This window comes from Methylobacterium aerolatum, assembly GCF_022179085.1.
Taxonomy (GTDB): domain Bacteria; phylum Pseudomonadota; class Alphaproteobacteria; order Rhizobiales; family Beijerinckiaceae; genus Methylobacterium; species Methylobacterium aerolatum.
In genome coordinates, this window is sequence record NZ_BPQE01000011.1 from 449,408 (window position 1) to 476,385 (window position 26,978).

A 26,978-nucleotide genomic window follows, 5' to 3' on the forward strand; every position below is an offset into this window, starting at 1 on the left:
AGCGATCGTTGCAATGCGTGGAACGAAAATGCGGGACAGCATCCACCCCCACGTACTTCGCACCGGCACGCGCCAGATTCCCTGCCGACGGACCGCACGATCGCGGCGGTTGTTGACGCGGAGATGCAACACTGTTTCAAGCCGCGGCTGATCGCCGTCGCCGTTGGCGGATGGTCGTGGAGGGCGCACCCATGGCCTTCGTCAGCCTCAAATCCTTCAGAGCCCGGTCGGCCGAGCGGGCGGCCGTGGCCTCGGCGCTGAAAGCCACCCTCCGTGACCGGCTCGGCCTCGGGCCCGACGATGCCCTGGCCGTCAACGAGATCGCCTGTCCCGATCCCGGCTGCCCCGACCAGGAAACCATCGTGCTGGTCATGCGTGCGGGCCGTCCCACCCGCGCGCTGCGGGTCCGCGCCCCCATGGATGCGGTAACACCGGACCAGATCGACGCCCTCGTCGCCGAGGAGCGCGAGCCGCCCACGCAAGCGTGACGACGCCGCGCCATCGTACCGGATGGCGGCGCCCTCACACGCGACTATATCGTGCGTCATGAAAATCCCGGGAGGATGCATGACCACCCGCCGTTGTCTCCTTGCCCTCGTGCTCGCATCGGCGGCCGGTTCGCTCGCTGTGTCCATCGGAGAGGCGCGGGCCGGGGAGGTGGTGCCCTATTCTCAGGCGGCCTTCGAGGCGGCGCAGAAGGACGGGCTGCCGATCCTCGTGGAGGTCAGTGCGCCCTGGTGTCCGATCTGCAAGACGCAGAAGCCCATTCTGGCCAAGCTCGCCACCGATCCGCGCTTCAAGGACCTCAAGATCTTCGACGTCGATTTCGACACCCGGAAGGACGTCCTGAGGCAGTTCAACGCGCGGATGCAGAGCACGTTGATCGCCTTCAAGGGCGAGACGGAGGTCGGCCGCTCGGTGGGAGAAACCCAGCCGGAATGGATCGAGGGGCTCGTCGAGAAGACGCTCTGAGGCGTTGCGCCTTCGGCCATCGTTCATGTCGTCGCAGCGATAAACCAAGCGCGCCGTCCCTGCGGCCCGCGTGAAAGTCGACCGACGATGACCTATCCCGTGCCCGTGTCCGGTGCTCCGCTCGCCGCCGTGATTGCGGTCCCCGTTCGCAACGAGGCCGAGCGCATCGCCGCCTGCCTGCGCGCCATCGATTCGCAGACGGACCTCGCGCCGGGTTCCCTGGGCGTAGTCCTGTTCCTGAACAACTGCACCGACGGCACGGAGTCGATCGTCGCGGACCTGATCCCGACCCTCGCCGTGCCGGTGCGCGTGTTCCACGAGGAATTCGCCGGCGCCCATGCGGGCTGGGCACGGCGCCGGGCGATGGACGCCGCCGCGGCGTGGCTCGGAGAGGGGGAGGGGGCGATCCTCTCGACGGACGCCGACAGCCGGGTGCCTCAGAACTGGGTGGCGCGCAATCTCGCCGCCATCGCGGCGGGGGCCGACGCCGTGGCGGGCCGGGTGGAACTGGATGAGGAGGAGGGCAAGCTCCTGCCCGCCATGCTCCACGCCAGGGGCCGCCTCGAAGACATCTACGACGCGCTGATCACCGAGGCGGAGTCGCGGATCGATCCCGATCCCAACGATCCTTGGCCCTGCCACCGCACCACGATCGGCGCGACCCTGGCCGTGACCCGCCGTGCCTATCTCGCGGTAGGCGGAATGCCGGAGATCCCGCTCGGGGAGGATGGCGCCTTCATCGCCCGGTTGATTGCCCACGGCATGAAGGTGCGGCACGCCACCGACGTTTGCGTAACGATCTCGGCGCGGCTCACCGGTCGCGCCCCGGGGGGCGTCGCCGACACGATCCGCTCACGGTGCGAGGAGCCGGATGCCCGCTGCGATGCGCGAATGGAGACCTTCCCGCGCTGTGTGCGCCGCTACCTGTGGCGGGCGCGCTTCCGGCGGCTTCACGGATCGGGGCTCCTCGCTCGCGACACGGCATGGGCCGACCGCCTCGGGATCGCCCCGGCGGATGCCGCGCGCATCGCGGCGCTTCCCCTCGGCCACGCCATCGGCGAGGCGGAGAAGGCGAGCCCGCGGATGGCGTATCACCCGATCGGACCGAAGGACCTGCCGGGGCAGATTCGGCTCGCCCGCCTCTGCCTGCCGCTGATCCGCGCGGTGACGGGCCTCAGCAACCGTCGCGTTCGGCCTGCGGCCGGCGTGAGCGTCGCTCCGGCGCTCTCGACCGGGAAGGCTTGAGTTTGCCAACCCGCCCTGCGGGCGGAGCCGACCGAAGCGTAAGCCGACCGGGGATCCCTCGACGGGTGTGGCTCGACGCGATCGGCTTCGGCTAAGCCACGCGCGAAATGGCTGCCGAGCCGGAGCGGGTGTCGGGCGCGCTTGCGGTCGAGCTTGCATAGGCCCGGTTGCGCAGGGCGCTTTCGCTCGGCAACTGATCGACGACTTGGCCCGACGAATCCACGACCTGGAACACGATCGACTTCGTCTCGGTGTCGCGGATGAACCGCGGCTGGTCCGCCTCTGCCCCGATGTCGATTTTAACGGCCGGCTCCAGTTTGGCCGAGGAGGCCGGCGTGAACGATGCGGGAATGGGCTGCGGCTGCGGCGCTGCGGTGGCTCCGAGCGCGTCGAGTCCCTGTGGCCCCTGTACGGATCTGATCTCCATGGCTCGCTCCTGCGATCCTGTGATGCCAGGATTTCAACAGGTGCTCTTTAATCGCTGATTAATACGGACATGCCGCACACAGTTCGGAAGGGTCGCCGCGTGATTGCGATTAATATACAGTGACCATCTCGGCAATAAATCGCCTCGAATTCGGCGCCGAATCTGCCATTCGGCTTACAGTTTCAAGATTTCGCGGCGGGTCCATGAAACGAATATCCCCGTAGGCGCGCCCGACCGGTGCCGGGCGCGCCCAATCCTCACTCCGCCGCGTCGACGTAGAGCTTGCCGCCCTCGGCCAGGAACTCCTCCGACTTGGCACGCATCCCGGCCTCGGCTTCTGCTTTGGTCATGGCGGGGGCTTGGCCCACGACCTGCCCGGCCTCTTCCATCGCCAACACCTCGGCGCGCAGGTCCTGCGTGATCTTCATCGAGCAGAACTTCGGCCCGCACATGGAGCAGAAATGGGCGACCTTGTGGGCGTCCTTCGGCAGGGTCTCGTCGTGGTAGCTCCGGGCCGTATCCGGATCGAGGCTCAGGTTGAACTGGTCTTCCCAGCGGAAGTCGAACCGGGCGCGGCTCAGGGCGTCGTCGCGGAGCTGCGCGGCGGGGTGGCCCTTGGCGAGGTCGGCGGCGTGGGCGGCGATCTTGTAGGTGATCACGCCGACCTTCACGTCGTCGCGGCCGGGCAGGCCGAGATGCTCCTTCGGGGTGACGTAGCAGAGCATCGCCGTGCCGAACCACCCGATCATCGCCGCGCCGATGCCCGAGGTGATGTGGTCGTAGCCGGGGGCGACGTCGGTCGTCAGCGGGCCGAGGGTGTAGAAGGGTGCCTCGCCGCACTCGCGGAGCTGCTTCTCCATGTTGACCTTGATCTTGTGCATCGGCACGTGGCCGGGGCCCTCGATCATCACCTGACAGCCCTTGTCCCAGGCGATCTTGGTGAGTTCGCCGAGCGTCTCCAGCTCCGCGAACTGCGCCGCGTCGTTGGCATCCGCGATGGAGCCGGGGCGCAGGCCGTCGCCGAGGGAGAACGACACGTCGTAGGCGCGCATGATCTCGCAGATCTCGTCGAACCGCTCGTAGAGGAACGATTCGCGGTGCCCGGCGAGGCACCACCGCGCCATGATCGAGCCGCCGCGCGAGACGATGCCGGTGACGCGCCGGGCCGTGAGCGGCACATGCGCGAGGCGCACGCCCGCGTGGATGGTGAAGTAATCGACGCCCTGCTCCGCCTGCTCGATCAGCGTGTCCTTGAAGACCTCCCAATCGAGCTTCAGCGGATCGCCGCCGACCTTCTCCAGGGCTTGGTAAATCGGCACCGTCCCGATCGGCACGGGCGAGTTGCGGACGATCCACGAGCGGATGTTGTGGATGTTGCGGCCGGTGGAGAGGTCCATGACCGTATCCGCGCCCCAGCGGATCGACCAGACCAGCTTCTCCACTTCCTCCGCCGCCGAGGAGGTCACGGCCGAATTGCCGATGTTGGCGTTGATCTTGACGAGGAAGTTCCGGCCGATCGCCATCGGCTCCAGCTCGGTGTGGTTGATGTTGGCGGGGATGATCGCCCGGCCGCGCGCGACCTCGTCGCGGACGAATTCGGGGGTGATGAAGGCGGGCACCGCCGCGCCGAAGCTCTCGCCGTCGGCGAGGGCCGCCTCCGCCCGGTCGAGCATCGCCTCGCGGCACAGGTTCTCGCGGTGGGCGACGTAGATCATCTCCTCGGTGATGATCCCGGCGCGGGCGAACTCGTACTGCGTCACCCTCTGCCCGGCGTCGGCCCGGCGGACCTGACGCTCGGCGGGGCACGGGGCAACGAGGCGATCGCCGGCGAAGCCGTTATCCTCGTCCTTCACGGCCCGCGGCGCGATGGCGCCGTAGCCGCGCGCGGCGATCCACGGCGCGCGCACCTGCGGCAGGCCGGCGGCGAGATCGATCCGCGCGTCGGTCTCGGTGTAGGGCCCCGACGGATCGTAGACCCGCACGGGCGCTTCCTTCGGATTGGTCAGCACGATCTCGCGGAAGGGGACGCGGATGTCGTCGCGCCCCGCGACGGCGGCATAGACCTTGCGCGATCCGGTGACCGGACCGGTCGTCACGGTCTCGGGGCTACCCTTCACGTCTTTGGGGAGTACGGGTGCGTTCATGTGGCCTCTCCTGGCGTTGGAGCGGTCCAAGTGCGCGACGACGAATAGGACGTGGGGCGGCCTCACAGGCCGCAGAGTTCCCGTCCCTCCGCCGGTACGAACCGGATCAGGTTCAAGGGTCAGGGCATCACGCCCAATCTCAGCCCCCTTACGGGGCTCCCCTCGGAACGGTTCGAAACTCGGAGTTTTGCCGGGCGATGTCAATGCCATGCGGTGGGTGCGGGTGACAGCAGGCTGTCGTCCGAGGATGGCGCGACATCGACGGACGTGGCGCGCACCACGATGGCTTCGCTACGCTCTCACGAACGACGAACCGATGCGCGAAAGGGCAAACCTTGGGCAGACGCGACCGCCTGTGGCGCGACGACGATCCGGCGACCCACGGCCCGCAGGCGGCGGCTCCGGTGATCTGCCCGCTCTGCGAGCGACCGATCCCGCGCGGCGCCCGCTCAAGCCTGCACCACCTCACGCCGAAGTTGAAGGGCGGGACCCACCGGGGGACGGTGCGGCTGCATCAGGTCTGCCACTCGGCGATCCACGCCCGCTACAGCGAGGCGGAAATCGCCCGGCGGCTGGCCGACGTGGAAGCGCTGCGCGACGACCCGGAGCTTGCCCGCTTCGTCGCGTGGGTGCGCACCAAGCCCGACGATTTCCATGCGCCCACCCGGATGACGCGCGACCGCCGGTCGAGCCGCAGGAAGGATTGAGCGACTATCCGAAGGTGAGTCCCACCCGCTTGCCCTCGCGCCACGCCACCGTCGCCTGCCGGAGGGGCGCCTCCGCCGTGACCCTCACGCCGACCGTCTCGGGCAGGAGGCCGGGCTCGTCGATCTCGATCAGGGCGCCGGTCTCGCTGCTGTCCCAGACGAGGCACTCGCGCGAGCCGTCGCCGGTTTCCACCGCGCCGATCGTGAAGGCGTTGCGGCGGGGGGCTCCCCGACGATCCTCGGCCATGACCTTGCTCGCATCGCGGGGCACCGGGGCTCGCCCGCCCGCCAGGGTGTCGGTCCGTTTGCCTTAACGGCCCCTTAAACCGCCGCATTTACGACGTCTCACGACGCCCATTCTCGGACCGTCGCGGCAGGCGGCGATGTCCCCTCTGGCGGACATCGGGCCGACGCGCGGAGCCGACGGGGTTCCAGGGTTCGCCACGCGAGCGGACGGACTGCGAAGCGGGAATCGATGGCGCAGAAGCGTGGCAGGACCGAGCCGAATTTCGACGTTCCGGAGGGCCGGGCCGGCGCGCGCGGCGACCTCGACCTGCGCCTCTCGCGGGAGGACCGGGCCGGAGGCGGCACCGGCAGGAGCGAAGCGGACACGGGCGAGGGACGCGTGGGCGGGCGGACGGGCAGGGGCGCCTCCAGGGCGCGGGGCGGCAAGGGTCAAGGCTCGGGCAAAGGCTCGGGCACCTCGCGGGGCGCCAGGCGCGGAGCCCGCCGCCGGTCGTGGCTCGGCCGCCTCGTCTACGGCGTCGTCGTCCTTGGCCTGTGGGCGGTGGTCGGCCTCGCGGGCCTCATCGCCTATCACGCCTCGCAGCTTCCCCCGATCGATCAGCTCTCGGTACCGAAGCGCCCGCCGAACATCGCAATTCTCGCGAGTGACGGCTCGCTCTTGGCCAACCGGGGCGAGACCGGCGGCCGGACCGTCTCCATCAAGGAACTGCCGCCCTACCTGCCCCGCGCCTTCGTGGCGATCGAGGACCGGCGGTTCTACAGCCACATGGGCATCGATCCCGTGGGCATCGTCCGCGCCATCGGGCAGAACCTCACCCGGCGCGGCGTGGCCCAGGGCGGCTCGACCCTGACGCAGCAGCTCGCCAAGAACCTGTTCCTCACGCAGGAACGGACGGCCTCGCGCAAGATCCAGGAGGCGATCCTCGCCCTCTGGCTGGAGCACAAGTACACGAAGGACGAGATCCTCGAACTCTACCTCAACCGCGTCTATTTCGGCGCCGGGGCCTACGGCGTCGAGGCGGCGGCGCAGCGCTATTTCGGCCGCCCGGCCAAGGACGTGAGCCTTGCCCAGGCCGCGATGCTCGGCGGCCTCGTCCAGGCGCCGTCGCGGCTGGCGCCGAACCGCAACCTTCCCGCCGCCCAGGCCCGCGCGGCGCAGGTGCTGGCGGCGATGCAGGAACTCGGTTTCGCCTCGGCCCAGGATACGAAGGTCGCCCTGGCCCAGCCGGCGAGGCCCGCAAGCGTCCGGGGCGGCGGCTCGGCCAACTACGTCGCCGACCTCGTGATGGACGTGCTCGACGATTACGTCGGCAAGTTCGAGACCGACATCACCGTCCAGACCACCGTCGATCCCACCCAGCAGGCCATGGCCGAGCGGGCCCTGGTCGACGAACTCAACAAGCAGGGCGCGCGCTACAACGTCAGCCAGGGCGCCCTCGTGTCCATGCGGCCGGACGGGGCGATCCGCTCCCTGATCGGCGGGCGGGACTACGCCCAGAGCCAGTTCAACCGCGCCACCAACGCGAAACGCCAGCCGGGCTCGTCGTTCAAGCCCTTCGTCTACCTCGCCGCCGTCGAGCACGGGATGACCCCCGATACGGTGCGGGAGGATGCGCCGGTGAAGATCGGCAACTGGGCGCCGGAGAACTATTCCCACCGCTACACCGGTCCGGTGACGCTGCGGACGGCCCTGGCCCAATCGCTGAACACCGTCGCCGTCCGGCTGGGCCAGGAGGTCGGCCCCAAGACCGTGGTGCAGACGGCCCAGCGCCTCGGCATCACGTCGCCGCTCCAGGCCAACGGCTCGATCGCGCTGGGAACCTCGGAGGTCACCCTGCTGGAGATGGTCGGCGCCTACGGTGCCATCGCCAACGGCGGCACAGGGGTGATCCCCTACGTCGTCGCCCTGGTGAAGGGCGCGGACGGCAAGGTGCTCTACAAGCGCTCGGACAGCGGCCTTGGCCGGGTCATCGAGCCCGAGGCGGACGGGATGATGAACGCCATGATGCACGAGACCTTCGTCTCCGGCACGGCGAAGAAGGCGGACATCCCCGGCTGGGACCTCGCGGGCAAGACCGGCACGACCCAGGACTACAAGGACGCGTGGTTCATCGGCTTCTCCGGAAGCCTCGTGACCGGCGTCTGGCTCGGCAACGACGACGGCGAGGTCACCAAGAAGGTCACGGGCGGCAACCTGCCCGTCGAAATCTGGAAGACCTACATGAGCCAGGCGCTGAAGGGTCAGAACCCCGTTCCGCTGCCGAACATGAACCGCTGGCGCAGGGCGCCGGAAACGACGGCCTCCGTGGCGAGCGAGGGACCGGCAGCCATCCTGAACCAGATCTTCGGCGACACCCGGGCGCCCGCGCCCCAGCCCCAGGCCGAAGCGCCCCGCCGCCGTCAGCAACGCGCGGAGCCGAACTTCTTCGAGAAGCTTTTCGGGATCGACTGACGAATTGCCGAACGCTGCCCGCGAGTCGATCCGACCGGACGCGTCAGCGGAGGTCGGAAAATCCGACGTGGAGACAAAGGACTGACGCGATTTCCGGGATTTTTTGTCTCGCACCCGGTCCACGGCCCTCATGGGCGAAGCGACGCAAAGCGGGGCAGCGGAACCTTTTGCGTTGGGGCGCCTCCCTGGATGACGGGTGACGCTCCGGGGCAGCGGCCCGGTCGGGCTATCACAGCATGGGCAGGATGCGCGGCTTCGGCCCACGCGGGAATTCCGACTCGATCAGGGCGATCTCGGCGGAATTGAGCTGGATGTCGGCCGCCGCGGCGTTCTCCACGGCCCGGTCGGCGCGGGCGGTCTTGGGAATCGTGAAGACGTTCGGCAGTCGCAGCAGGAAAGCCAGCACCACGGAATGGGGCGAGACGCCGTGGGCCTCCGCGATGCCCTGGAGCACGCGCCCGCCGGAACTCGCGGGCTCCGGGAAATCGCCGCTGCCGAAGGGGGAGTAGCCGACCAGCGCCACGCCATGGGCTGTGCACCAGGGCAGGACCGCGTGTTCGATCGCCCGCACCGACGGCGAGTAGTAGACCTGATTGCAGGCGATGCGGTCCGGCCCCGCGATGGCCAGGGCCTCCTCGAGGTCTGGCACGTCGAAGTTGCTGACGCCCCAGGACAGGATCTTGCCCGCCTGCCGCAGATCCTCGAACCCGGCGATGGTCTCGGCGAGCGGGTGACTTCCCCGCCAATGGAGCAGGTAGCAATCGAGACGGTCGGTCCCGAGGCGCCGCAGAGAAGCCTCGCAGGCGCGCACCACACCCCGCCGCGTCGCGTTGCTCGGCACCACCTTCGAGACCAGGAAGATCTCCTCCCGGCAGTCGGCGATGGCCTCGGCCACCATCACCTCGGCGTCACCGTACATCTCTGCGGTGTCGATATGGGTCATGCCCGCGTCGATCCCCGCCCGGAGGGCCTGGATCGCCCGCGACCGGTCGAAGGTATCGATCCGCCACGTCCCCTGTCCGATCACTGGAACGGAGACGCGTGCCGCCCCGAAGCCCTTCGCGCGCATCTCGACGTCCCCCTGCTCGACGCCCTGTTGGTCGGGCATATTGAAATACCCGGCACCGCGATAGGCTCCCGCCTGACGCCGCGCCGGGCCGGTCACGGCGAAGGAGGCCGGCCGCCGCCGCCGACGCCTTAATCGCGCCATCATGGGCGGGTGAGCAAGATCGCGACGCTACGCGCATTCGTAGACTTTTGGCCAGGGCCGCGACCGTGTCCCCGACGCTCGACTGGTGTGCGAAGAACGGACTTGTCGCCGATGGCGGATGCCTGGAGGTGTGCTGAATGCTGCCGCCGCACCGCTGGTTCTGGATTCTCATCGTGCTCGCGGCCGGGCTGGCCGGGCTGCTCTACAATTTCGTCTTCGCCGCCGGCGAGTCGCCGCTCGCCGGGTTGACCTACGGCCTCTGCATGGGCGTGGCGGTGCTGGCCTTCGATCGGGGGCTGATCCTAGCCGGCCTGCAGGCACGGATCCGGCGCTGGCCGGCCTGGGCCTACGTCCCGGCGGCGGAATTCGCCTATGTGCTGATGATTGCGGCCGGCTGCGCCCTCGGGGGTCTGGTGGTCTGGACGCTCGGCCTCACCAACGACGACCTCAAGACCGCCTCGCGTCTGACGCCGCGCGTCCTCGCCTACTCCCTGGCCGTGTCCGCGCTTCTCGTCTTCGTGGTGCGGATGCGCGACCTGATCGGCGGCGAGGTCTTCGTGAACTTCATGATCGGCCGCTATCACCGGCCCGTCGAGGAGGAGCGGATCTTTCTGTTCCTCGATGTCGTCGGCTCCACCGCCTTCGCCGAAGCCCATGGCGACCTGCGGGCGCAGGAATACCTTGGCGCCGTCTTCGCGGCCCTCGCCGAGCCCGTGCGGCGGCACGACGGCTCGGTGGACGACTATATCGGCGACCTCGCCATGATCACCTGGCCGATCCATCGCGGCCTGAAGGAGGGCAACTGCGTCGGGTGCTTGTTCTCGGTTCTCGACCGGATCGAGGCCGATGCCGACGCGTGGAAGGCGCGCTTCGGGACGGTGCCGCGCCTGCGCGCCGCCCTTCACGGCGGGTCGGTGGTCACGGCGGAAGTGGGCGTCGACCGGCACAAGATCGCGTATTTCGGCGACGCGGTGAACGTCACCTCGCGGATCGAAGCCCTGTGCCGCCCGCTCGGCGTCGACAACCTGATCTCGCAGGATCTCTTGGACCGTCTCGGCCGGTTGCCCGCGGGCATCCGCGCCCGGTCGCTGGGGTCCCACGCCCTTCGAGGCCGGGGGGCACCCCTCGCCGTGGCGACGTTGGAGCGGGGCGTTGCAGCACACCTGCCCCACCAGAACGCGAGGCTCGCGGCCGCTCGGTAGGGCCGAGCGCCGGGTCGCGCCGGATCAGGCGTCCCGCGCGACCACCGCCTTGAGCGCCGCGTTGATGCGGTCCTGCCAACCCGGCCCGTCCTTCTGGAAGTGGGCCAGCACCTGGCTATCGAGCCGCAGGGTCACGCTTTCGCGCACGCCCGGCGCCGCCGCGGGGGCGGCGGGCTGAGCCGGAGCAGCGGCGGCGGGTTTGGTCGTCGCCTTGCGGAAGGCGGCCTCGGCGGCGGCACGCGCATCCGTCGGCCGGCGGCGATCGCGGGAGTCGATCATGGGCCGCGTCAATCCTTCTTGGCCGTCTTGCGGCTGGCCGCCTTGCGCGACCGCTCCTTGGCAGCCTTGGCCTCGTCGGCCTCCTGCTTGGCGGTGGCGGCGGCTTGGGCGTCGGATGCCTCCTTGGCGAGACGCAGGGCGCGCAGGCGCTTGGTGCGCTCATCGACGGCGACCTGCGCCGCGAGATGTTCCGCCATGGCCTGGGCCCCCTCGCGGGCCATGCGCTCGGCCCGCTCGGCGCGCTCGGCCTTGTTCTCAGCCCGCAGGCGGGCCTCGGTCTCGGCAGCGCGGACCTCTTCCGCCTCGTCGAGGTCGGTCTCGATGTCGTCGCTCATTGTATCCCTTTCGTCCTGCCCCGACGGATGAGGGACCGCCCCGCAAGGGGCGGCTATCGGGGGAGGTCCGGCCTGTTCGAGAGAGGCGGAAGGGGCCGGATCACCCGGCCCGCACGATCCGCCGGAGGGCGGACCGATTAAGCCGGAATGTTAACGCCTTTAGCATGAGCGCCACGGGTCTGGCGAATCCGGGAGGTGTGAAGACTGCTCAGCGGGTGCGGAACGCCAGTGGAATCGTCACCGACAGGCTCGGAATCGTCACCCCGGCGGGGGCGGGCGGCATCCCGCCACGCACCGCCGACAAGGCAGCGCTGTCGATGGCGCCGACGCCGCTCGACGACGACAGGCCCGCGCTCACCACCTGACCGGACCGGGTGACGGTGAAGCGCACCACCGCCGTGCCCCCGGAGGTGCCGCTAGCCGCGTTCGCGTTCATGCGGCCGTGGATCGCGGCGCTGATCGCGCCCTTCCACTGAGCCATCGCACCCGGATCGTTGCCCGCGGCGGCACGGCCCGCGCTGCTCGCCCGGGAGGCGGCGGCGGATTCCCGCGCCGCACCCTCGCGGGCCTGGGCGGCCTTGGTCCGTGCCTCGCGGGCGGCCTTCTCCCTGGCCTTCTCGCGGGCCTCCTTGATCTCCTCCAGGCGCTCTTTGCGCTCCTCTTCCCGGCGCTTCTCCTCCCGGATCTTGCGCTGGCGGGCCTCGCGCTCGGCCTTGACCTTCTCGGGATCGGGCTCGATCACCGTCTTGGCGAGCTCGGGCGGGGGAGGCGCCAGGGGCTCGGCCTGCTGTGCGGTCGAGGTGATCACCTGGCTCGGGGGCTCCTCGACCTGGGCTTCCTTCGGCGGCTCGACCGCCTGAACCGCCTCGGGCGGGGTTTCGGCCATCTCGGTGGGCGGCGGGGGCTGGATCGCCTCCTCGATCGGCTCCTCGACGGGCTTCGCCTCGGGCGGCGCCTCCTGGCTCGCCTGCTGCTCGGCGGGCGCCTGGGTCTGCGCGTCGGCCATCACCGGGGCGAGATCGACCGTCACCAGTTGCTCGCCCACGGGAGCGGGCGGCGCGAGGCGCAGCACCATCAGCGCCACCAGCACGAGGCCGTGGAGGATCAGGGCGACGAGGAAGGCGGCGACCAGCCCGGTCGGGCGGCGCGACAGGGCCGTCGAGGTCAGCGCGGTCATCGGTTCAGCGGGCGGTCCCTGCGGGGGCGGGGGAGGGCGCGGCGGCGGATCCGCCGCTCGGCGCCTGCGCGACGAGGGAGACCTTCGAGAACCCGGCCTGACCGACGAGGCCCATCACCTCCATCACCTTGCCGTAGGGCACGTCGCGGTCGCCGCGCACGAGGATCACTTGGTCCTTGTTCTCGGCGGCCATCTCCTTCAGCCGCGGCACGAGGCTGTCCATGGTCAGGACCTCCTTGGCGATGGAGGGATTGCCGTCCTTGTCGACGGTGACCTCCAGGGGCTTCTTCGCCTGCGCCACCTTGGGCGCGGAGGTCTTCGGCAGTTGCACCGGCACGCCCGTGGTCATCAGCGGCGCCGCGACCATGAAGATGATCAGCAGCACCAGCATCACGTCGACCATCGGCGTGACATTGATGTCGGCCATCGGGGCGTCGTCGAGGCCGTCCTCGTCGCCCATCCCGTCGCCGGACCTGATCGAACCCATCGCCATCGGCTTGCCCTTTCGTCTCCCCGCGTCGTTTCGCCCGCGGCCTATTCGGCGGCGGCGCGATGCTGGGCGCCGCGGTCGCGGGCCAGGCGGTTGCCGAGGAGGGCGATCCCGGTCGTGAAGCGGCTCTGGATGGCGCCAACGTCGCCGGTGAGCTTGTTGTAGGCCATCACCGCCGGGATCGCGACGACGAGACCGATGGCAGTGGCGAACAGCGCCTCGGCGATGCCCGGCGCGACGACGGCGAGGGACGTATCCTGGCTGCGGGCGATGGACGAGAACGAGTTCATGATGCCCCAGACGGTCCCGAACAGGCCGACGAAGGGCGCCGTCGAGCCGGAGGTCGCGAGAAGCGACAGGCCGGTCTTCAACCGCTTGATCTCCGAGCCCAGCGCCACCCGCATGGCCCGCTCGATCCGCTCCCGGCGCTCGGCACGGGTCTCGCTCGCGTCCTGGTCACGCCATGCCTCGACGGCCGCGTTGACCACGTGGCCGGCCAAGCCGGGGAGCGTCGTGTCCAGGGTACCGCCCGTGCGCACCATGGTCTCGAAAGCCTTGGCCTGGCGCCGGGCGGCGGTGAGCCGCACGATCTTCTCGAACACCACCGTCCAGCAGGCGATGGAGGCGATGACCAGAAGGATCATCACGCCCTTCACGATGGGGTCGGCCTGGAAGAACAACCCCAGGAAGGAGAAATCGTGGGCCTCGATCGGGGCGGCCTGGGTCGGGTCCATGTCGGGCTCCTCGCGTCGCTTGCGTTGAGGTTGGGCGCGCCGACCCGACAAGCGGGTCGAACGAAAAGCCCTTCGCGCCCGGCGGGATCCCGCCGGGCCCATAAACTTCCGGTGCGTGCGACCGCCTCAGCGGTCGAACGGGATGGTCGCCTTACTCTCGGTTTCCGTCCGCTCGAGGCAGGTGTCGCGCGCGCCCTCGCCCTCGCAGGCCAGCACGTCGTTCAACAGGACGCGGCCGACCTTCTGGCAGGTGATGCCCGCGAAATCGAAGATCTTGATCGTGGTCTTGCGCGCCGGGATCGGCCCGAGTTCCACCGCCACGCGCTTCTGGGCCACGCCGTCGGTGTCGAAGGCGAACAGATCGACCTTATAGCTCTTGAAGGCGCCACCACGGCTGTTGTCGACCAGCATCGTGATCCGGCAGGCGTCGCCCGCCGTCTCGGCCTTGTTGAGCTGGAGCTTGATCGGCGCGGCCTTCTCGGCGCCGCCCTCCTGCGCGGATGCCGGAACCGCCGATGCCGCCAGCGCCACCGCCGCCGTCAGCGCGAGCGAACGGGCCGTGTGGCGCAGGCCGGGGCGGGAAAAGGTGAAGGTCTCGCTCAGCACCGTGTTGACATCCTCTCGTCGTTTCAACCCGCCGGGCCCCGTCAATGCAGCACGGCGGAGGCCGGGCGCGCGGGCACGAGCCGCGTGGCGGCGGAGTTGATGGTGCCTGCGGCGGCCCGGATGGCCGCCACCAGACGTGGCGCGGTCTCTCGCCCCGCCAACGAGGCTGCCCCCTGCGCCACTTCGTCCCAGCGGCCCCGGCGTCCCCGGCCGATCAGGGCCACCAGGGCGCATTCGTGGCCGGTCAGGCGGCAGCAACTCGCCGGCATGAACGACCAATCGCCGTCGCGCTCGATCCGCAGGGCGCGGACGATCCCGACGACCTTCGCCACGAAGCTCGGACCCTCGACGGCTCCGAGCAGCGCCTCGGCGCCGTTGAAGGCGGCGTCCCAGCAGGCCACGTCGCCGGTCATGTAGCCGGCCGCCACGAACCGCGCGACGGAGAGGGCGAGAATCTCGGCCTCGTCACCACAGGCGTCGCCGACCCGTTGCATCGCCGCCCCGGAGGGCGCGCTCGACTCGTGCAAGGAAGACCTCCGCCGAACAGCACGGGCCGCGCGCGGGTGGGGGCGGGCCCCGCGGGAGCCGGGGGCGACCGCGTTCGGTGTCGGGAGGTAACGGGAACCGGACCGCGCATCAAGAGCCAGAGCAAATATCAGAGCGGTTCCAAACTGTTAGCGCGGCAGGGCGGCGACCCGCCCGATTCGCGAGATCGCCCCGAACCTTGCCGGGCCGCGCGATGCCCACCCGCGCGGGTTGTTTCCTCTCCCGTCGGCTCTCTCCGTGATACGCTCCCTTGATGGCTCCGGACCCCTCGGCCATATCTCGGCAGCCCCGATCGATCGGTCCGGGGGGAGTGCTGCGCATTGCGGGCTCCATGGCGCCGGGGCGCCCATCGGCCGGGGGCGTCTGGTTCGCCGGTCCGGGGCTCCATGGGAGGAAGACTGCCGCGATGAGCCGACCCTCGCCCTTCGGGCACCCGTTCCTCCTGGGCTTCGACGAAATCGAACAAGCCCTGGACCGCGTGGCGAAATCGGGGAGCGACGGCTACCCGCACTACAACATCGAGCGCGTGCCTCGCACGGAGCAGGAACCGGAGCGGCTCCGGATCACCCTGGCGGTGGCGGGCTTCACCCGCGAGCAACTCGACGTCATGCTCGAAGAGAATCAACTCGTGGTCCGCGGGCGCCAAGTGGACGACCGTGAGCGGCACTTCCTCCACAGGGGAATCGCCGCGCGCCAGTTCCAGCGGGCTTTCCTCCTCGCGGACGGCATGGAGGTGCTCGGCGCCGACCTCTCGAACGGCCTGCTCTCCATCGATCTCGTCCGGCCCGAACCCGAACGCGTGGTCCGGCGCATCGACATCGGCGCCCGCGAGTGACGCCGGGCGGTGCGCGCGGTGCTCCGCCACGCAGTCGGCAATTGATTGGGCCGCGATCCGTCCCCACATGCGAGTGGCGGCCCTGGTCGCCCGTTGGGACCGGGATCGCCGCTCTGCCTCATTGGAGGGCTCGATGACCGACTTGAACACCGCTCCGCTGACGCCCGCCGACCTCGATCCGGCTGCCTTCCAGCCCGCCGATCTGGCGATCCTCGGCGAAGGGCACATCGCCTATGTCCGACCCATCCGGTCGGAGGACGTGCGGCGCCTCTTCCCGCAGGCCCCGGCGCTGACTCCGGGCCTCGACCTCTTCGCGCTGCTGTCGGCGAGCGGTGCGCCCATCATGCTGGCCGATTCCCGCGACGCGGTCCTGGCCAACGCGCTGGCGCAGGATCTGCAGCCGGTAAGCCTTCACTGAGGTACGGGCCGGGGGCCCGGCGGGCGCATCGCCCGCCCGGGGCCCCGGCGATCAGACGATCCCGGCCACCGCCGAGACCAGCCTGGCGATGTCCTCGGGGCGCGAGAGGCGATGATCCCCGTCGGCGATGTATGTCATCACCGTCCCCTCCGCCGGGAGTTTGTCGAGGAACCGGAAGACGTGGGCCGCCGGGACGTCGGGGTCGCGTCCGCCCTGGAGGATGTGAACCGGCGACCGCAAGTCGATGGGGCCGCCGAGCATCAGATGCTTGCGGCCGTCCTCCACGAGGGCCAGCGTCAGGACGTTGGGCCGCGTATCGTACTCGCTCGGTACGCGCACCTCTCCCGCCTCCGTCATGGCCCGTTGCTGCGCCGGCGTCAGCTTCGTCCACAGCAGATCTTCGGTGAAGTCGAGAGCCGGGGCGATCAGCACCAGCCCGGCCGGCGGGTGTCCCGCCGCGATCATCTCACGGGCGGCGAGGCAGGCGATCCATCCACCCATGGACGAGCCGACGAGGACCGGTGCATCCCCCGCATGGGCGGCGATCACCGCCCGGGCATCGGCGAGCCACGCCGAAATCGTGTAATCGGTGAACGTGCCGCTGGAGGCGCCGTGGGCCGCGTAATCGAACCGGACGAAACGGCGTCCGGCGTCCCGAGCCCATTCGTCGAGCGCCGAGGCCTTGGTGGCGGTCATGTCCGAGCGGAAGCCGCCGAGCCAGACGACCGCCGGTCCCGCTCCCTCCCGGACCTGGACCGCGATCCGCCGCGCCGGACCGTGCTCCTCCACCGTCAGGAACTTCATAGCGGGCTCCGTCATCTTGCGATCTCTCCTTAGTTTTCGCGGAATTGAACGCTCAAGCTTCAGGGTCCGTTTACCGGACCGTAAAGCGCGGCGGCGATGCTGCATCCATGCGGACAGGTCTCGGCGTGTATACGTGGCAGCAATCGGCCCGGTTCGGGCGGCTCCTCGGGGGAGGGTCGTCCGTGGATGAGGTGTCGCGGGGGGTGACGCGGTTCCCGAGCGCGCAGGGCCGGCTGGCCGGCGCCTGCATCCTTCAGATCATCCCGGAGCTGGAGGCGGGCGGGGCGGAGCGCACCACCGTCGATGTGGCCGCAGGGCTCGCAGCCGCCGGTGCGCGCGCGCTGGTCGCCACCGAGGGCGGGCGTCTCGTCGGCGAACTGCAGGCGAAGGGCGGGCATTGGATCCGGTTCCCGGCCGCCGCGAAGAACCCCCTGCGCATGGCGCTGAACGCCGCCACGCTGGCTTCGCTCTGCCGCCGGGAGGGCGTCCAGCTGATCCACGCCCGTTCCCGCGCTCCGGCCTGGGTGGCGCTCGGCGCGGCGCGGCGTGTGGGCATCCCCTTCATGACGACCTATCACGGCAGCTACTCGGGCCGGACCGGCGTGAAGGTGCTGTACAATTCGGTGATGGCCCGGGGCGAGGTCGTCATCGCGAACTCCCATTACACGGCGGATCTCATTCGTCGGTTGCACCCCGAGCAGGCCGGGGACCGGGTGCGGGTGATCTATCGTGGCACCGACCTCGCCGCCTTCAACCCCCACGCCGTCGGTGCGAACCGGGTCGAGGCCATCCGGAGGGCCTGGGGCGTCGCCCCGCACGAGCGGATCGTGCTGCTGGCGGCGCGCCTCACGGCCTGGAAGGGCCATCGGGTCCTGATCGAGGCCGCCGCGCGGATGCGGGATTCAGGGGTCCGCGACCTCGCCATCGTCCTCGCGGGCGATCCCCAGGGACGGGTCTCCTACGAGAGGGAGATCGATTCCCTCGTCGGCGGCCTGGGGCTGTCCGACATGGTGCGCCGCGTTGGCCACTGCACCGACATGCCGGCGGCGTTCCGGGCGGCTTCGGTCGTGGCCGTACCATCCATCGAGCCTGAGGCCTTCGGCCGGGCGGCGGTGGAGGCGCAGGCCCTCGGCACGCCCGTGGTCGTCTCGAATCTCGGGGCGGTGCCTGAGACGGTGCTCGCACCGCCCGACGTGGTGGCGAGCCAGCGCACGGGATGGCGCGTGCCGGCGGGCGATGCCGAAGCGCTCGCCGCTGCCCTCACCGAGGCGCTAACGCTCGGAGCCAGCGCCCGGGACGCCCTGGCCCGCCGCTGCCGAGCCCATGTGGAGGCGCACTTCTCCCTCGAAGGAATGGTGGACGACACCCTCGGCGTCTACGCGGAGCTCCTCGCGCGCGGGCGGTGAGCGGACGGTGAGACGCGGCAAGGCTTGTCTCCGAGGCCGGACCCCGGAGGCTTGCAACTCACCGATTCACACCCGAAATCACGGGTGTGACGGAACAATTCAGCCTCCCGGGCGATGCCCGATAAGCCGTTTGGTCACACCGTGTTGTTGACTTGGGGCCGAGTTGCGGCATTGTGGCAGACCCCGGGGAGACCGGCACGGCTGGCGGTGAGGAGTCCCTTTCGGGGGTCGTCCGCGCCGCCGTTTGTCGTTGAAGCAGGAGAACACAGCCATTCGTAGACCGATGAGAGCCATGCCGGCCCCGCAAAAGGACGGGCCGCGCGCCAACCGCGACATCCGCGGGGTGCGGGACGTGCAGCTGATCGACGACACCGGGCAGAACCGTGGCGTCGTACCCTTCTTCGACGCCTTGGCGATGGCCGAAGAAGTCGGGCTCGACCTCGTCGAGATCGCGCCGAACTCGGTTCCCCCCGTCTGCAAGCTGCTCGATTACGGGCGCTTCCGCTTCAACGAGCAGAAGAAGCAGAACGAGGCCCGCAAGCGGCAGAAGACGGTCGAGGTGAAGGAGATCAAGCTCCGCCCCGGCATCGACAAGCACGACTACGACACCAAGATGAAGTCCGTTCAGCGGTTCTTCGAGGAAGGCGACAAGGTCAAGGTGACCCTGCGCTTCCGCGGCCGCGAGATGGCGCACCAGGATTTGGGCCTCAAGCTCCTCGAGCGCGTGAAGCACGAGACCGCCGAGATCGCGAAGGTGGAAAGCGAGCCGATGCTCGAAGGCCGCCAGATGATCATGATTCTGGCCCCGCGCTGACGCCCGGCTCTCCGCGCCGTCCGTCCAGGCGGCGCGTCCTTTCTCGCGCGGGGCGCCCTCGCCCCGCAGGCTATCGATGGCCCTCCAGTCCGACGAAATCGAGCGTTATGCCCGCCACCTCGTTCTCGCGGAGATTGGGGGGCCCGGACAGGCGCGCCTGAAGGCGGCACGTGTGCTGGTCGTGGGCGCGGGCGGGCTCGGCGCTCCCCTGATCCAGTACCTCGCCGCGGCCGGCATCGGGACCATCGGCATCGTCGACGACGACGTGGTCTCGCTGTCGAACCTGCAGAGACAGGTGATCCACGACACCGCCGCGGTCGGCCGCCCCAAGGTCGAGAGCGCGGCGGAGGCGGTGACGCGCCTCAATCCCCATGTCTCGGTGGAGGGCCATCCCCATCGCCTGACCGAGGCGAATGCCGCTGCCTTGATCGCCCGCTACGACGTCGTCGCCGATGGCTCTGACAACTTCGCGACGCGTTACCTCGTTTCCGACGCTTGCTTCACCGCCGCCCGCCCGCTCGTCACGGCGGCACTCGGGCGTTTCGACGGGACGCTGACCACCCTCCGGCCGCATGAGACAGGGCCGGACGGCCACCCCAACCCCACCTATCGCTGCCTCTTCCCGAGCCCGCCGCCGCCGGGCAGCGTGCCGCCCTGCGCCGAGGCGGGCGTGCTGGGAGCGCTGGCCGGCGTGATGGGCTCATTGATGGCCATGGAGGTGATTCGTGCCATCGCCGGTTTCGGTGAGCCGCTGGTGGGCCGCCTCCTGATGATCGACGCCCGCTCCATGCGCTTTGAGACGCTGCATTACGGCTGGGACCCGGAGAATCCGCTCACCGGCACGACCGTATCCTGAGCGTCCGACCGGGACGCTCTCGGCTGACGGCTTCCGGCGCCACACCCTCCGAACCGCACCGTGCCCGATGCGTCCGGGCGTGCGCCAAACGCCGCTTGCCGTCCCCCACGCTTCGGATAAAATATACGAAGATTGCGAGGTCGCGATGCCCCCGGCGGACTCCCTCAAGGCGGCGCCCAGTCGGCTGCGGCACAAGACCGTGTCGGCGGCGGTGGCCGACGCGCTGCGCCAGCGCATCCTCAACGGTGACTTGGCGCCCGGCTTCCAGCTGCGCCAGGACGCCCTGGCCGACGAGTTCGGCATCAGCCGCATCCCCATCCGCGAGGCCCTGCTGCAACTCGAAGCCGCCGGTCTCGTGAAGATCGTGCCCCACCGGGGCGCCGTCGTCGCCGGCCTCTCGGTGGAGGAGGTCGAGGACATCTTCCAGCTGCGCGTACAGCTCGAACCTCCCCTGCTCCTCCTTTCGGCCCCGCATTTTAGCGAGGCGGACTACGCGGCGCTCCACAGTCTCACCCGGGAATACGGCGAGGCGCTCAGCGCTGGCGAAGTGGAACGGTGGGGCGAGTTGAACCGACGCTTTCACTTGGAACTGCTGCGTTTCGCCGGACGCCCGCGCTCTCTGACGATCATCTCGGGCCTGCTACAGGATTGCGACCGCCCGACCCGCCTGCAACTCAGCGCCTCCGGCGACGTCGCCCGGGCCGATCGCGAGCACACCCAGATCGTCACCCTGTGCGAGGACGGCCGGGCGGAGGAAGCGGCCGAGTTGCTGCGCACGCATATCGAGCACGCGGGGGCCTCCCTCGTGGCCATCTACCGGCGCGCTCTGGCGGAATAGGCGTTCGCCGGGGGAGGGCGCCTCAGGGAGCAGCCCGACACCCGCACCCGCTGTGGCAGAATCCCGCACGGCCCGCTTGACCTCCCGCAGATTTTATACAATCTACAAAACAAGGCGGGGACGAGAGAATCGTGTCGGATTGCGCGCTCGAAACTGAGGGGCTGACCAAGATGTTCGGCGGCTTCACCGCCGTTCGGGACGTGGCGCTCCAGGTCAAACGGCACACGATCCATGCCCTGATCGGACCGAACGGGGCGGGCAAGACCACCGTCTTCAACCTGCTCACGAAGGTTCACCGTCCCACCGGCGGCCGCATCCTCTACGAGGGCACCGACATCACGGCCGACACGCCCGCGACCATCGCCAGGCGCGGCATCGTCCGGTCCTTCCAGATCTCGGCCACCTTCCCGCACATGAGCGTGCGCGACAACGTGCGGGTCGCGCTCCAGCGCCGGCTCGGCACGCAATACCAATTCTGGCGCTCCATCCGCTCCCTCAGCGTCTTGAACGAGCGGGCGATGGAGCTGCTGTCCGAGGTCGGCTTGGCCGATTACGCCGAGGCGAACGCGGCCGACCTCTCTTACGGCCGCAAGCGGACCCTGGAGATCGCCACGACGCTGGCCCTCGACCCGCCGCTGCTGCTCCTCGACGAGCCGACGCAGGGCATGGCCCTGGAGGACGTCGACCGGATCAAGCAGCTCATCCGCAAGATCGCGCAAGGGCGCACGATCCTGATGGTGGAGCACAACATGTCGGTGGTCTCCGACCTCTGCCACACAATCACGGTGCTCCAGCGCGGCGAGATCCTGGCGCAGGGCAGCTACGGCGAGGTCTCCAACGACCCGGCGGTGAAGTCCGCCTACCTCGGAGGCGGTCATGCCTGAGACGCAAGCCGTCCTGGAGGTTCGCGGCCTGGAGGCGTGGTACGGCGAAAGCCACGTCCTGCACGGGGTCGATCTCACGGTCCGCGAGGGCGAGTGCATCACGCTGCTCGGCCGTAACGGCGCCGGGCGGAGCACCACGCTTAAGGCGATCCTCGGGCTCACCGACCGGCGGGCGGGATCGGTGAAGGTGCGCGGCACCGAGGCGATCCGCCTGAGCACCCACAGGATCGCCCGTCTCGGGATCGGCTACTGCCCCGAGGAGCGGGGGATCTACCGCACCCTGACGACACAGGAGAACCTCACCCTGCTACCCCGCCTCGGCCCCGAGGGCATGGCGGTGGCCGAGGTGCTGGCGATGTTCCCCAACCTCGCGGAACGGGCCGACAGCTACGGCGGCCGTCTCTCCGGCGGCGAGCAGCAGATGCTGGCGCTCGGCCGCATCCTGACGACGGGCGCCCGCCTTCTCCTGCTCGACGAGATCACCGAGGGGCTGGCCCCGGTGATCGTGGAGGCGCTCGGCCGCGCCGTGTCGCTGCTCAAGAGCCGGGGCTTCACCATCGTTCTGGTGGAACAGAACTTTCACTTCGCCCGCCACCTCGCCGACCGTCACTACGTCATCGAGCATGGTCGCGTGGCGGCGGAGATCGCGGCCGGGGAGGTCGCGGCGCGGGAGGCCGAGGTCGGACGCCTGCTGGGCGTGTAGGCGCGGGACGACGAGTTCAGGGCCTTCGGGCCGGAGAGGGAGCGGGAATCATGCGGCGGCATTGGCTCGGTTACACCCTGAGAGTGTCCCTCTGTGCGCTGGCGGCCACGTCCGCCCTCGCGGCGGAGGCTGGCAAGATCAGCGACGGAGTCGTGAAAGTCGGCATCCTGAACGACCTGTCCGGCATCTATTCCGACTTCACCGGCAAGGGCTCGGCCGCAGCGGCGCAGATCGCCATCGACGAGATGGGTGGCAAGGTGCTGGGCGCCCCCGTCGAACTTGTGGCCGCCGACCACCAGAACAAGCCCGACATCGCCGCCAACCTCGCCCGCGAATGGTTCGACCAAGGCAAGGTCGACATGATCGCCGACTTCCCGACCTCCTCCACCGCGCTCGCCGTGATGGAGATCGCCAAGCAGAAGAGCCGCGTGACGATGCTCTCGGCGGGCGTCGCCATGGCGGCGATCAACGAGAAGTGCTCGCCGCTCAACGCGCAGTGGATGGTCAACACCTACGCGCTCGCCGCCGGCACCGCGAAGGCTCTGCTCGCGACGGGCCGGAAGAGCTGGTACTTCGTGACCGCCGACTACACCTTCGGCCATTCCCTGGAGAAGGACGCCTCGGCGGTGGTCGAGGCCGAGGGCGGCAAGGTCCTCGGCGTTTCCCGCCATCCCTTCCCCGGCGGCGACTTCTCCTCCTTCATGCTAAAGGCGCAGTCGAGCGGCGCGCAGGTCATCGCGCTGGCCAACGCCGGCAGCGACACCATCAACGCCATCAAGCAGGCGGCGGAATACGGCATCGGCCGCAGCGACAAGCAGGTGATCGCGCCGCTCCTCACCTACATCACCGACGTGAAGAGCCTCGGCCTCGCCAAGGCGCAGGACATGTACCTGACGGAAGCCTTCTACTGGGATTACGACGAGCGCTCGCGCGCCTTCTCGGAGAAGTACTTCGCCAAGATGAAGCGGATGCCGAGCGCCTCGCAGGCGGCTGTCTACTCAGCGACGCTCAACTACCTCAAGGCCATCGAGAAGGCAGGAACCGACGAAGCCGGGGCGGTGATGTCCACCCTGCGCGGCATGACCATCGACGACGCGGTGATCCGCAACGGCCACCTGCGGGCCGACGGCGCCCTGGTTCACGACATGCTTCTGCTCCAGGTGAAGAAGCCCTCCGAATCCAAGCGCGATTGGGACTTCTACAACGTCCGCTCGGTGCTCAAGGGCGAGGACGTGTTCCCGAAGCCCTCCGACGCCTGCCCGCTGAATGCGAAGGGCTGATCCAGCCGTCATTGCCAGCGGCAGCGAAGCAATCCGGGGATGCGCCACACGTCCAGGCGTCCCGCAACCCTGGGTCGCTTCTCTACGCTCGCGATGACGGAATCGCCCAGCACTCCGCGCGCTCTCCCCGACCCCCTTTCCCGCCGGTGACCGCACGATGGACATCACCCTCCAAGCCTTCATGGCTCAGCTGACGATCGGCCTCATCGGCGGTTGCTTCTATGCGATGCTCAGCATGGGCCTCGCGATCATCTTCGGCCTCCTGAACATCATCAACTTCACCCACGGGGCGCAGTTCATGATGGCGGCGTTCCTGGCCTGGATCGGCCTGACGCAGATCGGCCCCTGGCTCGGCTACCCGGACTTCCAGATCAACTTCTGGGTCGCGCTGGTGATCGCACCGCTCATCGTCGGTGTCTTCGGCATGGCGATCGAGCGGACGCTGCTGCGGCGCCTCTACCACCTCGACCACCTCTACGGCCTGCTCCTCACCTTCGGCGTCGCCCTCGTGATGGAAGGCGGCTTCCGCTACGTCTTCGGCGTTTCCGGCCAGGGCTACGAGCCGCCGGAGATCCTGCAGGGGCCGGTGGATCTCGGCTTCATGCTGCTGCCGAAGTACCGGATCTTCGTTGTGGTCGCCTCGCTGCTGATCTGCTTCGGCACATGGTACCTGTTCGAGCGCACGAAGCTCGGCGCCTACCTGCGCGCCGGCACCGAGAACCCCCGCCTCCTCCAATCCTTCGGCATCAACGTGCCGGTGATGATCACCTTGACCTACGGGTTCGGCGTGGCGCTCGCCGGAATCGCCGGGGTGCTGGCGGCGCCGATCATGCAGGTGACGCCGTTGATGGGCGGCAACCTCCTCAACATCGTCTTCGCCGTGGTGGTGATCGGCGGCCTCGGCTCGATCCTCGGTTCGATGATGACCGGCCTCGCGCTCGGCCTGATCGAGGGACTGACCAAGGTGATCTATCCGGAGGCTTCGACGGTGGTGGTCTTCGTCATCATGGCGCTTGCCCTGTTGGTGCGCCCCGCCGGTCTGTTCGGCCGCGAAGTCTGACGGGGGCCCTCATGTCCACGACCTTCAAGATCTTCCTCGTCCTGTGCGCCGCGCTCCTCGTGGTGCCCTTCGTGCCGGGGCTCATCTACCCCGTCTTCGTGATGAAGGTGCTGTGCTACGGGCTCTTTGCCTGCGCCTTCAACCTGCTACTGGGCTTCACCGGCCTCGTCTCCTTCGCCCACGCGGCCTTCCTCGGCAGCGCGGGCTACGTGACCGGCGCCCTGATGATCCGCTTTGGGGGGCACCCACTCGGAATGCCGGCGGCCTTCCTCGCGGGGGTCGCGGCGGCGGCCTTGGTCGGCTTCGCCATCGGTGGTCTCGCGATCCGGCGGAAGGGCATCTATTTCGCGATGATCACCCTGGCCCTGTCGCAGATCGTCTACTTCCTGGCGGTGCAGTTCCGCTGGACCGGCGGCGAAGACGGGCTGCAGGGCATCCCGCGCGGCAGCCTGTTCGGCCTCGACCTCTCCACCGACACGACGATGTACTACGTCACGCTCGGCCTCTTCGCGGTGGGCTTCCTGTTCGTGGACCGGATCGTCCACTCGCCCTTCGGGCAAATCCTCCAGGCGGTGCGGGACAACGAGGCGCGGGCGACCTCCCTCGGTTACGACACCGACCGGTTCAAGCTCATCGCCTTCGTGCTCTCGGCGGGCGTGGCGGGCTATGCCGGCGCCCTGAAGGCCCTGGTGTTCCAGCTGGTGTCCCTGAACGACGTCTCGCTGCACACCTCGACCGAGGTGGTGCTGATGACCCTGCTCGGCGGTGTCGGCACCATCTTCGGGCCGTTGGTGGGCGCGGCGCTCGTGGTGGGCCTGCAGAATTACCTCGCCACGATCGGCGATCTGGTGACGGTGGTGATCGGCCTCATCTTCATCGTCTGTGTCTCGTTCTTCCGGCGCGGCTTCGTCGGCGAGTTCCTGCACCTGCGCCGCCGCCGGTCCGAGCGAGCGGTGCGCCGGAAAGCCCTGCGTCCCGCGCCCGAGACGAGCCCCGCCGCCGAACCCGCGTGATCGCCTGACAATCGGGCTTCGCTGCCCACCTGGGAAAACGCGACGCACCCGACGCCGCTTGCATCCCCGCCCCATCCCGGGACCATGCCCCGCCTGCGCAAGGCGCGGCACAGGCCGGGAGGGCCGGGTTCATGCAGACGATCGATCACGGCAGCCATGGCGACATCCGGGAGGCGGTGCGCGCCCTCTGCGCGGACTTCCCAGCGGAGTACCACCGCAAGGTCGATGAGGCCCGCGGCTATCCCGAGAAGTTCGTCGATGCCTTGACGAAGGCGGGCTGGATGGCCGCGCTGATCCCCGAGGAATACGGCGGTTCCGGCCTCGGCCTCACCGAGGCATCGGTGATCATGGAGGAGATCAACCGGTCCGGCGGCAATTCCGGCGCCTGCCACGGGCAGATGTACAACATGAACACGCTGGTGCGGCACGGATCGCAGGCCCAGCGCGAGAAGTACCTGCCGCGGATCGCCACCGGGGAGTTGCGCCTGCAATCCATGGGCGTGACCGAGCCGACGGCCGGCACCGACACCACCCGCATCAAGACCACGGCCATCCGCAAGGGCGACCGCTACGTCATCAACGGGCAGAAGGTGTGGATCTCCCGCGTCCAGCACTCGGACCTGATGATCCTGCTCGCCCGCACCACGCCCCTCGATCAGGTGGCGAAGAAATCCGAAGGCATGTCGATCTTCCTCGTCGACCTGCATGAGGCGCAGAAGAAGGGACTGAGCGTCCGGCCGATCCTCAACATGGTCAACCACGAGACCAACGAATTGTTCTTTGACGATCTGGAGATCCCCGTCGAGAATTTGATCGGCGAGGAAGGGAAGGGCTTCAAGTACATCATGACCGGCCTGAACGCCGAGCGGGCGCTGATCGCGGCCGAGTGCATCGGCGACGGCTACTGGTTCATCGACAAGGTGACCGCCTACACGAAGGAGCGGCAGGTCTTCGGGCGCCCCATCGGCCAGAACCAGGGGGTACAGTTCCCGATCGCGGAGAGCTTCATCGAGGTCGAGGCGGCCAACCTGATGCGCTACGAGGCGTGCCGCCTCTACGATGCCGGAGAGCCCTGCGGCGCCCAGGCCAACATGGCGAAGTATCTCGCCGCCAAGGCGAGCTGGGAGGCGGCCAACGCCTGCATCCAGTTCCACGGCGGCTTCGGCTTCGCGGCGGAGTACGACGTAGAGCGCAAGTTCCGGGAAACGCGGCTCTACCAAGTGGCGCCGATCTCCACGAACCTGATCCTCTCCTACGTGGCGGAGCACATCCTCGGCCTGCCGCGCTCGTTCTGA

General features: G+C 69.1%; 30 protein-coding genes and 1 riboswitch. Of the genes, 18 read left to right on the forward strand and 12 right to left on the reverse strand.

The window, feature by feature from the left end:
• Positions 1-191: 191 nt before the first annotated feature.
• From MFF06_RS08975 to MFF06_RS08985, 3 genes are all read left to right on the forward strand, one after another.
• The gene (locus tag MFF06_RS08975) at positions 192-488 is read left to right on the forward strand and encodes a hypothetical protein (protein ID WP_238202994.1); all 297 of its coding nucleotides are present in this window, start codon (positions 192-194) and stop codon (positions 486-488) included.
• Between the two features lie 79 nt (positions 489-567).
• Positions 568-972, forward strand: coding sequence for a thioredoxin family protein (locus MFF06_RS08980; RefSeq protein ID WP_238202995.1), 405 nt, complete (start codon positions 568-570; stop codon positions 970-972).
• An 87-nt stretch (positions 973-1,059) separates the two neighbouring features.
• A complete protein-coding gene (locus MFF06_RS08985) occupies positions 1,060-2,217 on the forward strand; it encodes a glycosyltransferase family 2 protein (protein WP_238202996.1) in 1,158 nt (385 codons plus the stop codon).
• Positions 2,218-2,308: 91 nt separating this feature from the next.
• On the opposite strand, the gene MFF06_RS08990 is transcribed toward MFF06_RS08985, so the two are convergent.
• Positions 2,309-2,644: a hypothetical protein gene (locus tag MFF06_RS08990; RefSeq protein WP_238202998.1), complete on the reverse strand. Its 336-nt coding sequence runs from the start codon at positions 2,642-2,644 to the stop codon at positions 2,309-2,311.
• Between the two features lie 257 nt (positions 2,645-2,901).
• On the reverse strand, positions 2,902-4,788 hold the full coding sequence (thiC, locus tag MFF06_RS08995) for a phosphomethylpyrimidine synthase ThiC (protein ID WP_238203000.1): 1,887 nt from the start codon (positions 4,786-4,788) through the stop codon (positions 2,902-2,904).
• A gap of 66 nt (positions 4,789-4,854) precedes the next feature.
• A riboswitch (TPP riboswitch) is annotated at positions 4,855-4,961 on the reverse strand.
• A gap of 162 nt (positions 4,962-5,123) precedes the next feature.
• Here thiC and MFF06_RS09000 point away from each other — a divergent pair.
• Positions 5,124-5,495, forward strand: a complete 372-nt coding sequence (locus MFF06_RS09000; RefSeq protein ID WP_238203002.1) for an HNH endonuclease family protein — start codon at positions 5,124-5,126, stop codon at positions 5,493-5,495.
• Between the two features lie 4 nt (positions 5,496-5,499).
• Here MFF06_RS09000 and MFF06_RS09005 read toward each other — a convergent pair whose 3' ends face one another.
• A complete protein-coding gene (locus MFF06_RS09005; protein ID WP_238203004.1) occupies positions 5,500-5,742 on the reverse strand; it encodes a PilZ domain-containing protein in 243 nt (80 codons plus the stop codon).
• A 228-nt stretch (positions 5,743-5,970) separates the two neighbouring features.
• On the opposite strand from MFF06_RS09005, the gene MFF06_RS09010 reads away from it, so the two are divergent.
• Positions 5,971-8,193, forward strand: coding sequence for a transglycosylase domain-containing protein (locus tag MFF06_RS09010; RefSeq protein ID WP_238203006.1), 2,223 nt, complete (start codon positions 5,971-5,973; stop codon positions 8,191-8,193).
• A 229-nt stretch (positions 8,194-8,422) separates the two neighbouring features.
• Here MFF06_RS09010 and MFF06_RS09015 read toward each other — a convergent pair whose 3' ends face one another.
• Complete coding sequence (locus tag MFF06_RS09015; protein WP_238203094.1) at positions 8,423-9,262, reverse strand: aldo/keto reductase; 840 nt, start codon at positions 9,260-9,262, stop codon at positions 8,423-8,425.
• 278 nt (positions 9,263-9,540) lie between these two features.
• Between MFF06_RS09015 and MFF06_RS09020 the strand changes: the two genes are divergently transcribed.
• A complete protein-coding gene (locus MFF06_RS09020) occupies positions 9,541-10,605 on the forward strand; it encodes an adenylate/guanylate cyclase domain-containing protein (RefSeq protein ID WP_238203008.1) in 1,065 nt (354 codons plus the stop codon).
• A 24-nt stretch (positions 10,606-10,629) separates the two neighbouring features.
• On the opposite strand, the gene MFF06_RS09025 is transcribed toward MFF06_RS09020, so the two are convergent.
• The 7 genes from MFF06_RS09025 to MFF06_RS09055 all read right to left on the reverse strand — a co-directional run bounded on the left by MFF06_RS09025 (position 10,630) and on the right by MFF06_RS09055 (position 14,753).
• Positions 10,630-10,884, reverse strand: a complete 255-nt coding sequence (locus tag MFF06_RS09025; protein ID WP_238203010.1) for a BrnA antitoxin family protein — start codon at positions 10,882-10,884, stop codon at positions 10,630-10,632.
• Between the two features lie 8 nt (positions 10,885-10,892).
• The gene (locus MFF06_RS09030; RefSeq protein ID WP_238203012.1) at positions 10,893-11,219 is read right to left on the reverse strand and encodes a hypothetical protein; all 327 of its coding nucleotides are present in this window, start codon (positions 11,217-11,219) and stop codon (positions 10,893-10,895) included.
• Between the two features lie 208 nt (positions 11,220-11,427).
• Positions 11,428-12,396, reverse strand: coding sequence for a cell envelope integrity protein TolA (tolA, locus tag MFF06_RS09035; protein WP_238203014.1), 969 nt, complete (start codon positions 12,394-12,396; stop codon positions 11,428-11,430).
• A gap of 4 nt (positions 12,397-12,400) precedes the next feature.
• The gene (gene tolR / locus MFF06_RS09040; protein ID WP_238203015.1) at positions 12,401-12,889 is read right to left on the reverse strand and encodes a protein TolR; all 489 of its coding nucleotides are present in this window, start codon (positions 12,887-12,889) and stop codon (positions 12,401-12,403) included.
• A gap of 41 nt (positions 12,890-12,930) precedes the next feature.
• Positions 12,931-13,620, reverse strand: coding sequence for a MotA/TolQ/ExbB proton channel family protein (locus MFF06_RS09045; RefSeq protein ID WP_238203016.1), 690 nt, complete (start codon positions 13,618-13,620; stop codon positions 12,931-12,933).
• 126 nt (positions 13,621-13,746) lie between these two features.
• The gene (locus MFF06_RS09050; RefSeq protein ID WP_370876633.1) at positions 13,747-14,226 is read right to left on the reverse strand and encodes a Tat pathway signal protein; all 480 of its coding nucleotides are present in this window, start codon (positions 14,224-14,226) and stop codon (positions 13,747-13,749) included.
• Positions 14,227-14,267: 41 nt separating this feature from the next.
• Complete coding sequence (locus tag MFF06_RS09055; RefSeq protein WP_238203017.1) at positions 14,268-14,753, reverse strand: hypothetical protein; 486 nt, start codon at positions 14,751-14,753, stop codon at positions 14,268-14,270.
• A gap of 425 nt (positions 14,754-15,178) precedes the next feature.
• On the opposite strand from MFF06_RS09055, the gene MFF06_RS09060 reads away from it, so the two are divergent.
• Complete coding sequence (locus tag MFF06_RS09060) at positions 15,179-15,607, forward strand: Hsp20 family protein (RefSeq protein WP_238203018.1); 429 nt, start codon at positions 15,179-15,181, stop codon at positions 15,605-15,607.
• 133 nt (positions 15,608-15,740) lie between these two features.
• Positions 15,741-16,025 (forward strand): BQ00720 family protein, encoded by a 285-nt coding sequence (locus MFF06_RS09065; RefSeq protein ID WP_238203019.1) that lies wholly within the window; start codon positions 15,741-15,743, stop codon positions 16,023-16,025.
• 51 nt (positions 16,026-16,076) lie between these two features.
• Here MFF06_RS09065 and MFF06_RS09070 read toward each other — a convergent pair whose 3' ends face one another.
• The gene (locus tag MFF06_RS09070; RefSeq protein WP_238203020.1) at positions 16,077-16,844 is read right to left on the reverse strand and encodes an alpha/beta hydrolase; all 768 of its coding nucleotides are present in this window, start codon (positions 16,842-16,844) and stop codon (positions 16,077-16,079) included.
• A 92-nt stretch (positions 16,845-16,936) separates the two neighbouring features.
• Here MFF06_RS09070 and MFF06_RS09075 point away from each other — a divergent pair, with 92 nt between their 5' ends.
• The 10 genes from MFF06_RS09075 to MFF06_RS09120 all read left to right on the forward strand — a co-directional run bounded on the left by MFF06_RS09075 (position 16,937) and on the right by MFF06_RS09120 (position 26,978).
• Positions 16,937-18,235 (forward strand): glycosyltransferase family 4 protein, encoded by a 1,299-nt coding sequence (locus tag MFF06_RS09075; protein WP_238203022.1) that lies wholly within the window; start codon positions 16,937-16,939, stop codon positions 18,233-18,235.
• A gap of 292 nt (positions 18,236-18,527) precedes the next feature.
• A complete protein-coding gene (gene infC, locus MFF06_RS09080; RefSeq protein ID WP_238203024.1) occupies positions 18,528-19,049 on the forward strand; it encodes a translation initiation factor IF-3 in 522 nt (173 codons plus the stop codon).
• A 76-nt stretch (positions 19,050-19,125) separates the two neighbouring features.
• Positions 19,126-19,905 (forward strand): HesA/MoeB/ThiF family protein, encoded by a 780-nt coding sequence (locus tag MFF06_RS09085; protein ID WP_238203026.1) that lies wholly within the window; start codon positions 19,126-19,128, stop codon positions 19,903-19,905.
• Positions 19,906-20,050: 145 nt separating this feature from the next.
• Positions 20,051-20,743, forward strand: a complete 693-nt coding sequence (locus MFF06_RS09090; protein ID WP_238203028.1) for a GntR family transcriptional regulator — start codon at positions 20,051-20,053, stop codon at positions 20,741-20,743.
• 128 nt (positions 20,744-20,871) lie between these two features.
• Positions 20,872-21,627, forward strand: a complete 756-nt coding sequence (locus tag MFF06_RS09095; protein WP_442411523.1) for an ABC transporter ATP-binding protein — start codon at positions 20,872-20,874, stop codon at positions 21,625-21,627.
• The gene (locus tag MFF06_RS09100; RefSeq protein ID WP_238203031.1) at positions 21,620-22,330 is read left to right on the forward strand and encodes an ABC transporter ATP-binding protein; all 711 of its coding nucleotides are present in this window, start codon (positions 21,620-21,622) and stop codon (positions 22,328-22,330) included. Before MFF06_RS09095 ends, MFF06_RS09100 begins: the two co-directional genes overlap by 8 nt.
• A gap of 50 nt (positions 22,331-22,380) precedes the next feature.
• Positions 22,381-23,610 carry an ABC transporter substrate-binding protein gene (locus MFF06_RS09105; protein WP_238203033.1) on the forward strand — a complete coding sequence of 410 codons (1,230 nt, stop codon included), beginning with the start codon at positions 22,381-22,383 and terminating at the stop codon, positions 23,608-23,610.
• Between the two features lie 157 nt (positions 23,611-23,767).
• Positions 23,768-24,670 carry a branched-chain amino acid ABC transporter permease gene (locus MFF06_RS09110; protein ID WP_238203035.1) on the forward strand — a complete coding sequence of 301 codons (903 nt, stop codon included), beginning with the start codon at positions 23,768-23,770 and terminating at the stop codon, positions 24,668-24,670.
• Between the two features lie 11 nt (positions 24,671-24,681).
• Complete coding sequence (locus MFF06_RS09115) at positions 24,682-25,683, forward strand: branched-chain amino acid ABC transporter permease (RefSeq protein ID WP_238203037.1); 1,002 nt, start codon at positions 24,682-24,684, stop codon at positions 25,681-25,683.
• A 131-nt stretch (positions 25,684-25,814) separates the two neighbouring features.
• The gene (locus tag MFF06_RS09120) at positions 25,815-26,978 is read left to right on the forward strand and encodes an acyl-CoA dehydrogenase family protein (protein ID WP_238203039.1); all 1,164 of its coding nucleotides are present in this window, start codon (positions 25,815-25,817) and stop codon (positions 26,976-26,978) included.

Bases quoted from the DNA above. Each gene is read 5' to 3' on its own strand.
- MFF06_RS08975 (WP_238202994.1), top strand. From the start codon at position 192: ATGGCCTTCGTCAGCCTCAAATCCTTCAGAGCCCGGTCGGCCGAGCGG.
- MFF06_RS08980 (WP_238202995.1), top strand. From the start codon at position 568: ATGACCACCCGCCGTTGTCTCCTTGCCCTCGTGCTCGCATCGGCGGCC.
- MFF06_RS08985 (WP_238202996.1), top strand. From the start codon at position 1,060: ATGACCTATCCCGTGCCCGTGTCCGGTGCTCCGCTCGCCGCCGTGATT.
- MFF06_RS08990 (WP_238202998.1), bottom strand. From the start codon at position 2,644: ATGGAGATCAGATCCGTACAGGGGCCACAGGGACTCGACGCGCTCGGA.
- thiC (WP_238203000.1), bottom strand. From the start codon at position 4,788: ATGAACGCACCCGTACTCCCCAAAGACGTGAAGGGTAGCCCCGAGACC.
- MFF06_RS09005 (WP_238203004.1), bottom strand. From the start codon at position 5,742: ATGGCCGAGGATCGTCGGGGAGCCCCCCGCCGCAACGCCTTCACGATC.
- MFF06_RS09010 (WP_238203006.1), top strand. From the start codon at position 5,971: ATGGCGCAGAAGCGTGGCAGGACCGAGCCGAATTTCGACGTTCCGGAG.
- MFF06_RS09015 (WP_238203094.1), bottom strand. From the start codon at position 9,262: ATGCGCGCGAAGGGCTTCGGGGCGGCACGCGTCTCCGTTCCAGTGATC.
- MFF06_RS09020 (WP_238203008.1), top strand. From the start codon at position 9,541: ATGCTGCCGCCGCACCGCTGGTTCTGGATTCTCATCGTGCTCGCGGCC.
- MFF06_RS09025 (WP_238203010.1), bottom strand. From the start codon at position 10,884: ATGATCGACTCCCGCGATCGCCGCCGGCCGACGGATGCGCGTGCCGCC.
- MFF06_RS09030 (WP_238203012.1), bottom strand. From the start codon at position 11,219: ATGAGCGACGACATCGAGACCGACCTCGACGAGGCGGAAGAGGTCCGC.
- tolA (WP_238203014.1), bottom strand. From the start codon at position 12,396: ATGACCGCGCTGACCTCGACGGCCCTGTCGCGCCGCCCGACCGGGCTG.
- tolR (WP_238203015.1), bottom strand. From the start codon at position 12,889: ATGGCGATGGGTTCGATCAGGTCCGGCGACGGGATGGGCGACGAGGAC.
- MFF06_RS09045 (WP_238203016.1), bottom strand. From the start codon at position 13,620: ATGGACCCGACCCAGGCCGCCCCGATCGAGGCCCACGATTTCTCCTTC.
- MFF06_RS09060 (WP_238203018.1), top strand. From the start codon at position 15,179: ATGAGCCGACCCTCGCCCTTCGGGCACCCGTTCCTCCTGGGCTTCGAC.
- MFF06_RS09065 (WP_238203019.1), top strand. From the start codon at position 15,741: ATGACCGACTTGAACACCGCTCCGCTGACGCCCGCCGACCTCGATCCG.
- MFF06_RS09070 (WP_238203020.1), bottom strand. From the start codon at position 16,844: ATGACGGAGCCCGCTATGAAGTTCCTGACGGTGGAGGAGCACGGTCCG.
- MFF06_RS09075 (WP_238203022.1), top strand. From the start codon at position 16,937: ATGCGGACAGGTCTCGGCGTGTATACGTGGCAGCAATCGGCCCGGTTC.
- infC (WP_238203024.1), top strand. From the start codon at position 18,528: ATGCCGGCCCCGCAAAAGGACGGGCCGCGCGCCAACCGCGACATCCGC.
- MFF06_RS09085 (WP_238203026.1), top strand. From the start codon at position 19,126: ATGGCCCTCCAGTCCGACGAAATCGAGCGTTATGCCCGCCACCTCGTT.
- MFF06_RS09090 (WP_238203028.1), top strand. From the start codon at position 20,051: ATGCCCCCGGCGGACTCCCTCAAGGCGGCGCCCAGTCGGCTGCGGCAC.
- MFF06_RS09100 (WP_238203031.1), top strand. From the start codon at position 21,620: ATGCCTGAGACGCAAGCCGTCCTGGAGGTTCGCGGCCTGGAGGCGTGG.
- MFF06_RS09105 (WP_238203033.1), top strand. From the start codon at position 22,381: ATGCGGCGGCATTGGCTCGGTTACACCCTGAGAGTGTCCCTCTGTGCG.
- MFF06_RS09110 (WP_238203035.1), top strand. From the start codon at position 23,768: ATGGACATCACCCTCCAAGCCTTCATGGCTCAGCTGACGATCGGCCTC.
- MFF06_RS09115 (WP_238203037.1), top strand. From the start codon at position 24,682: ATGTCCACGACCTTCAAGATCTTCCTCGTCCTGTGCGCCGCGCTCCTC.
- MFF06_RS09120 (WP_238203039.1), top strand. From the start codon at position 25,815: ATGCAGACGATCGATCACGGCAGCCATGGCGACATCCGGGAGGCGGTG.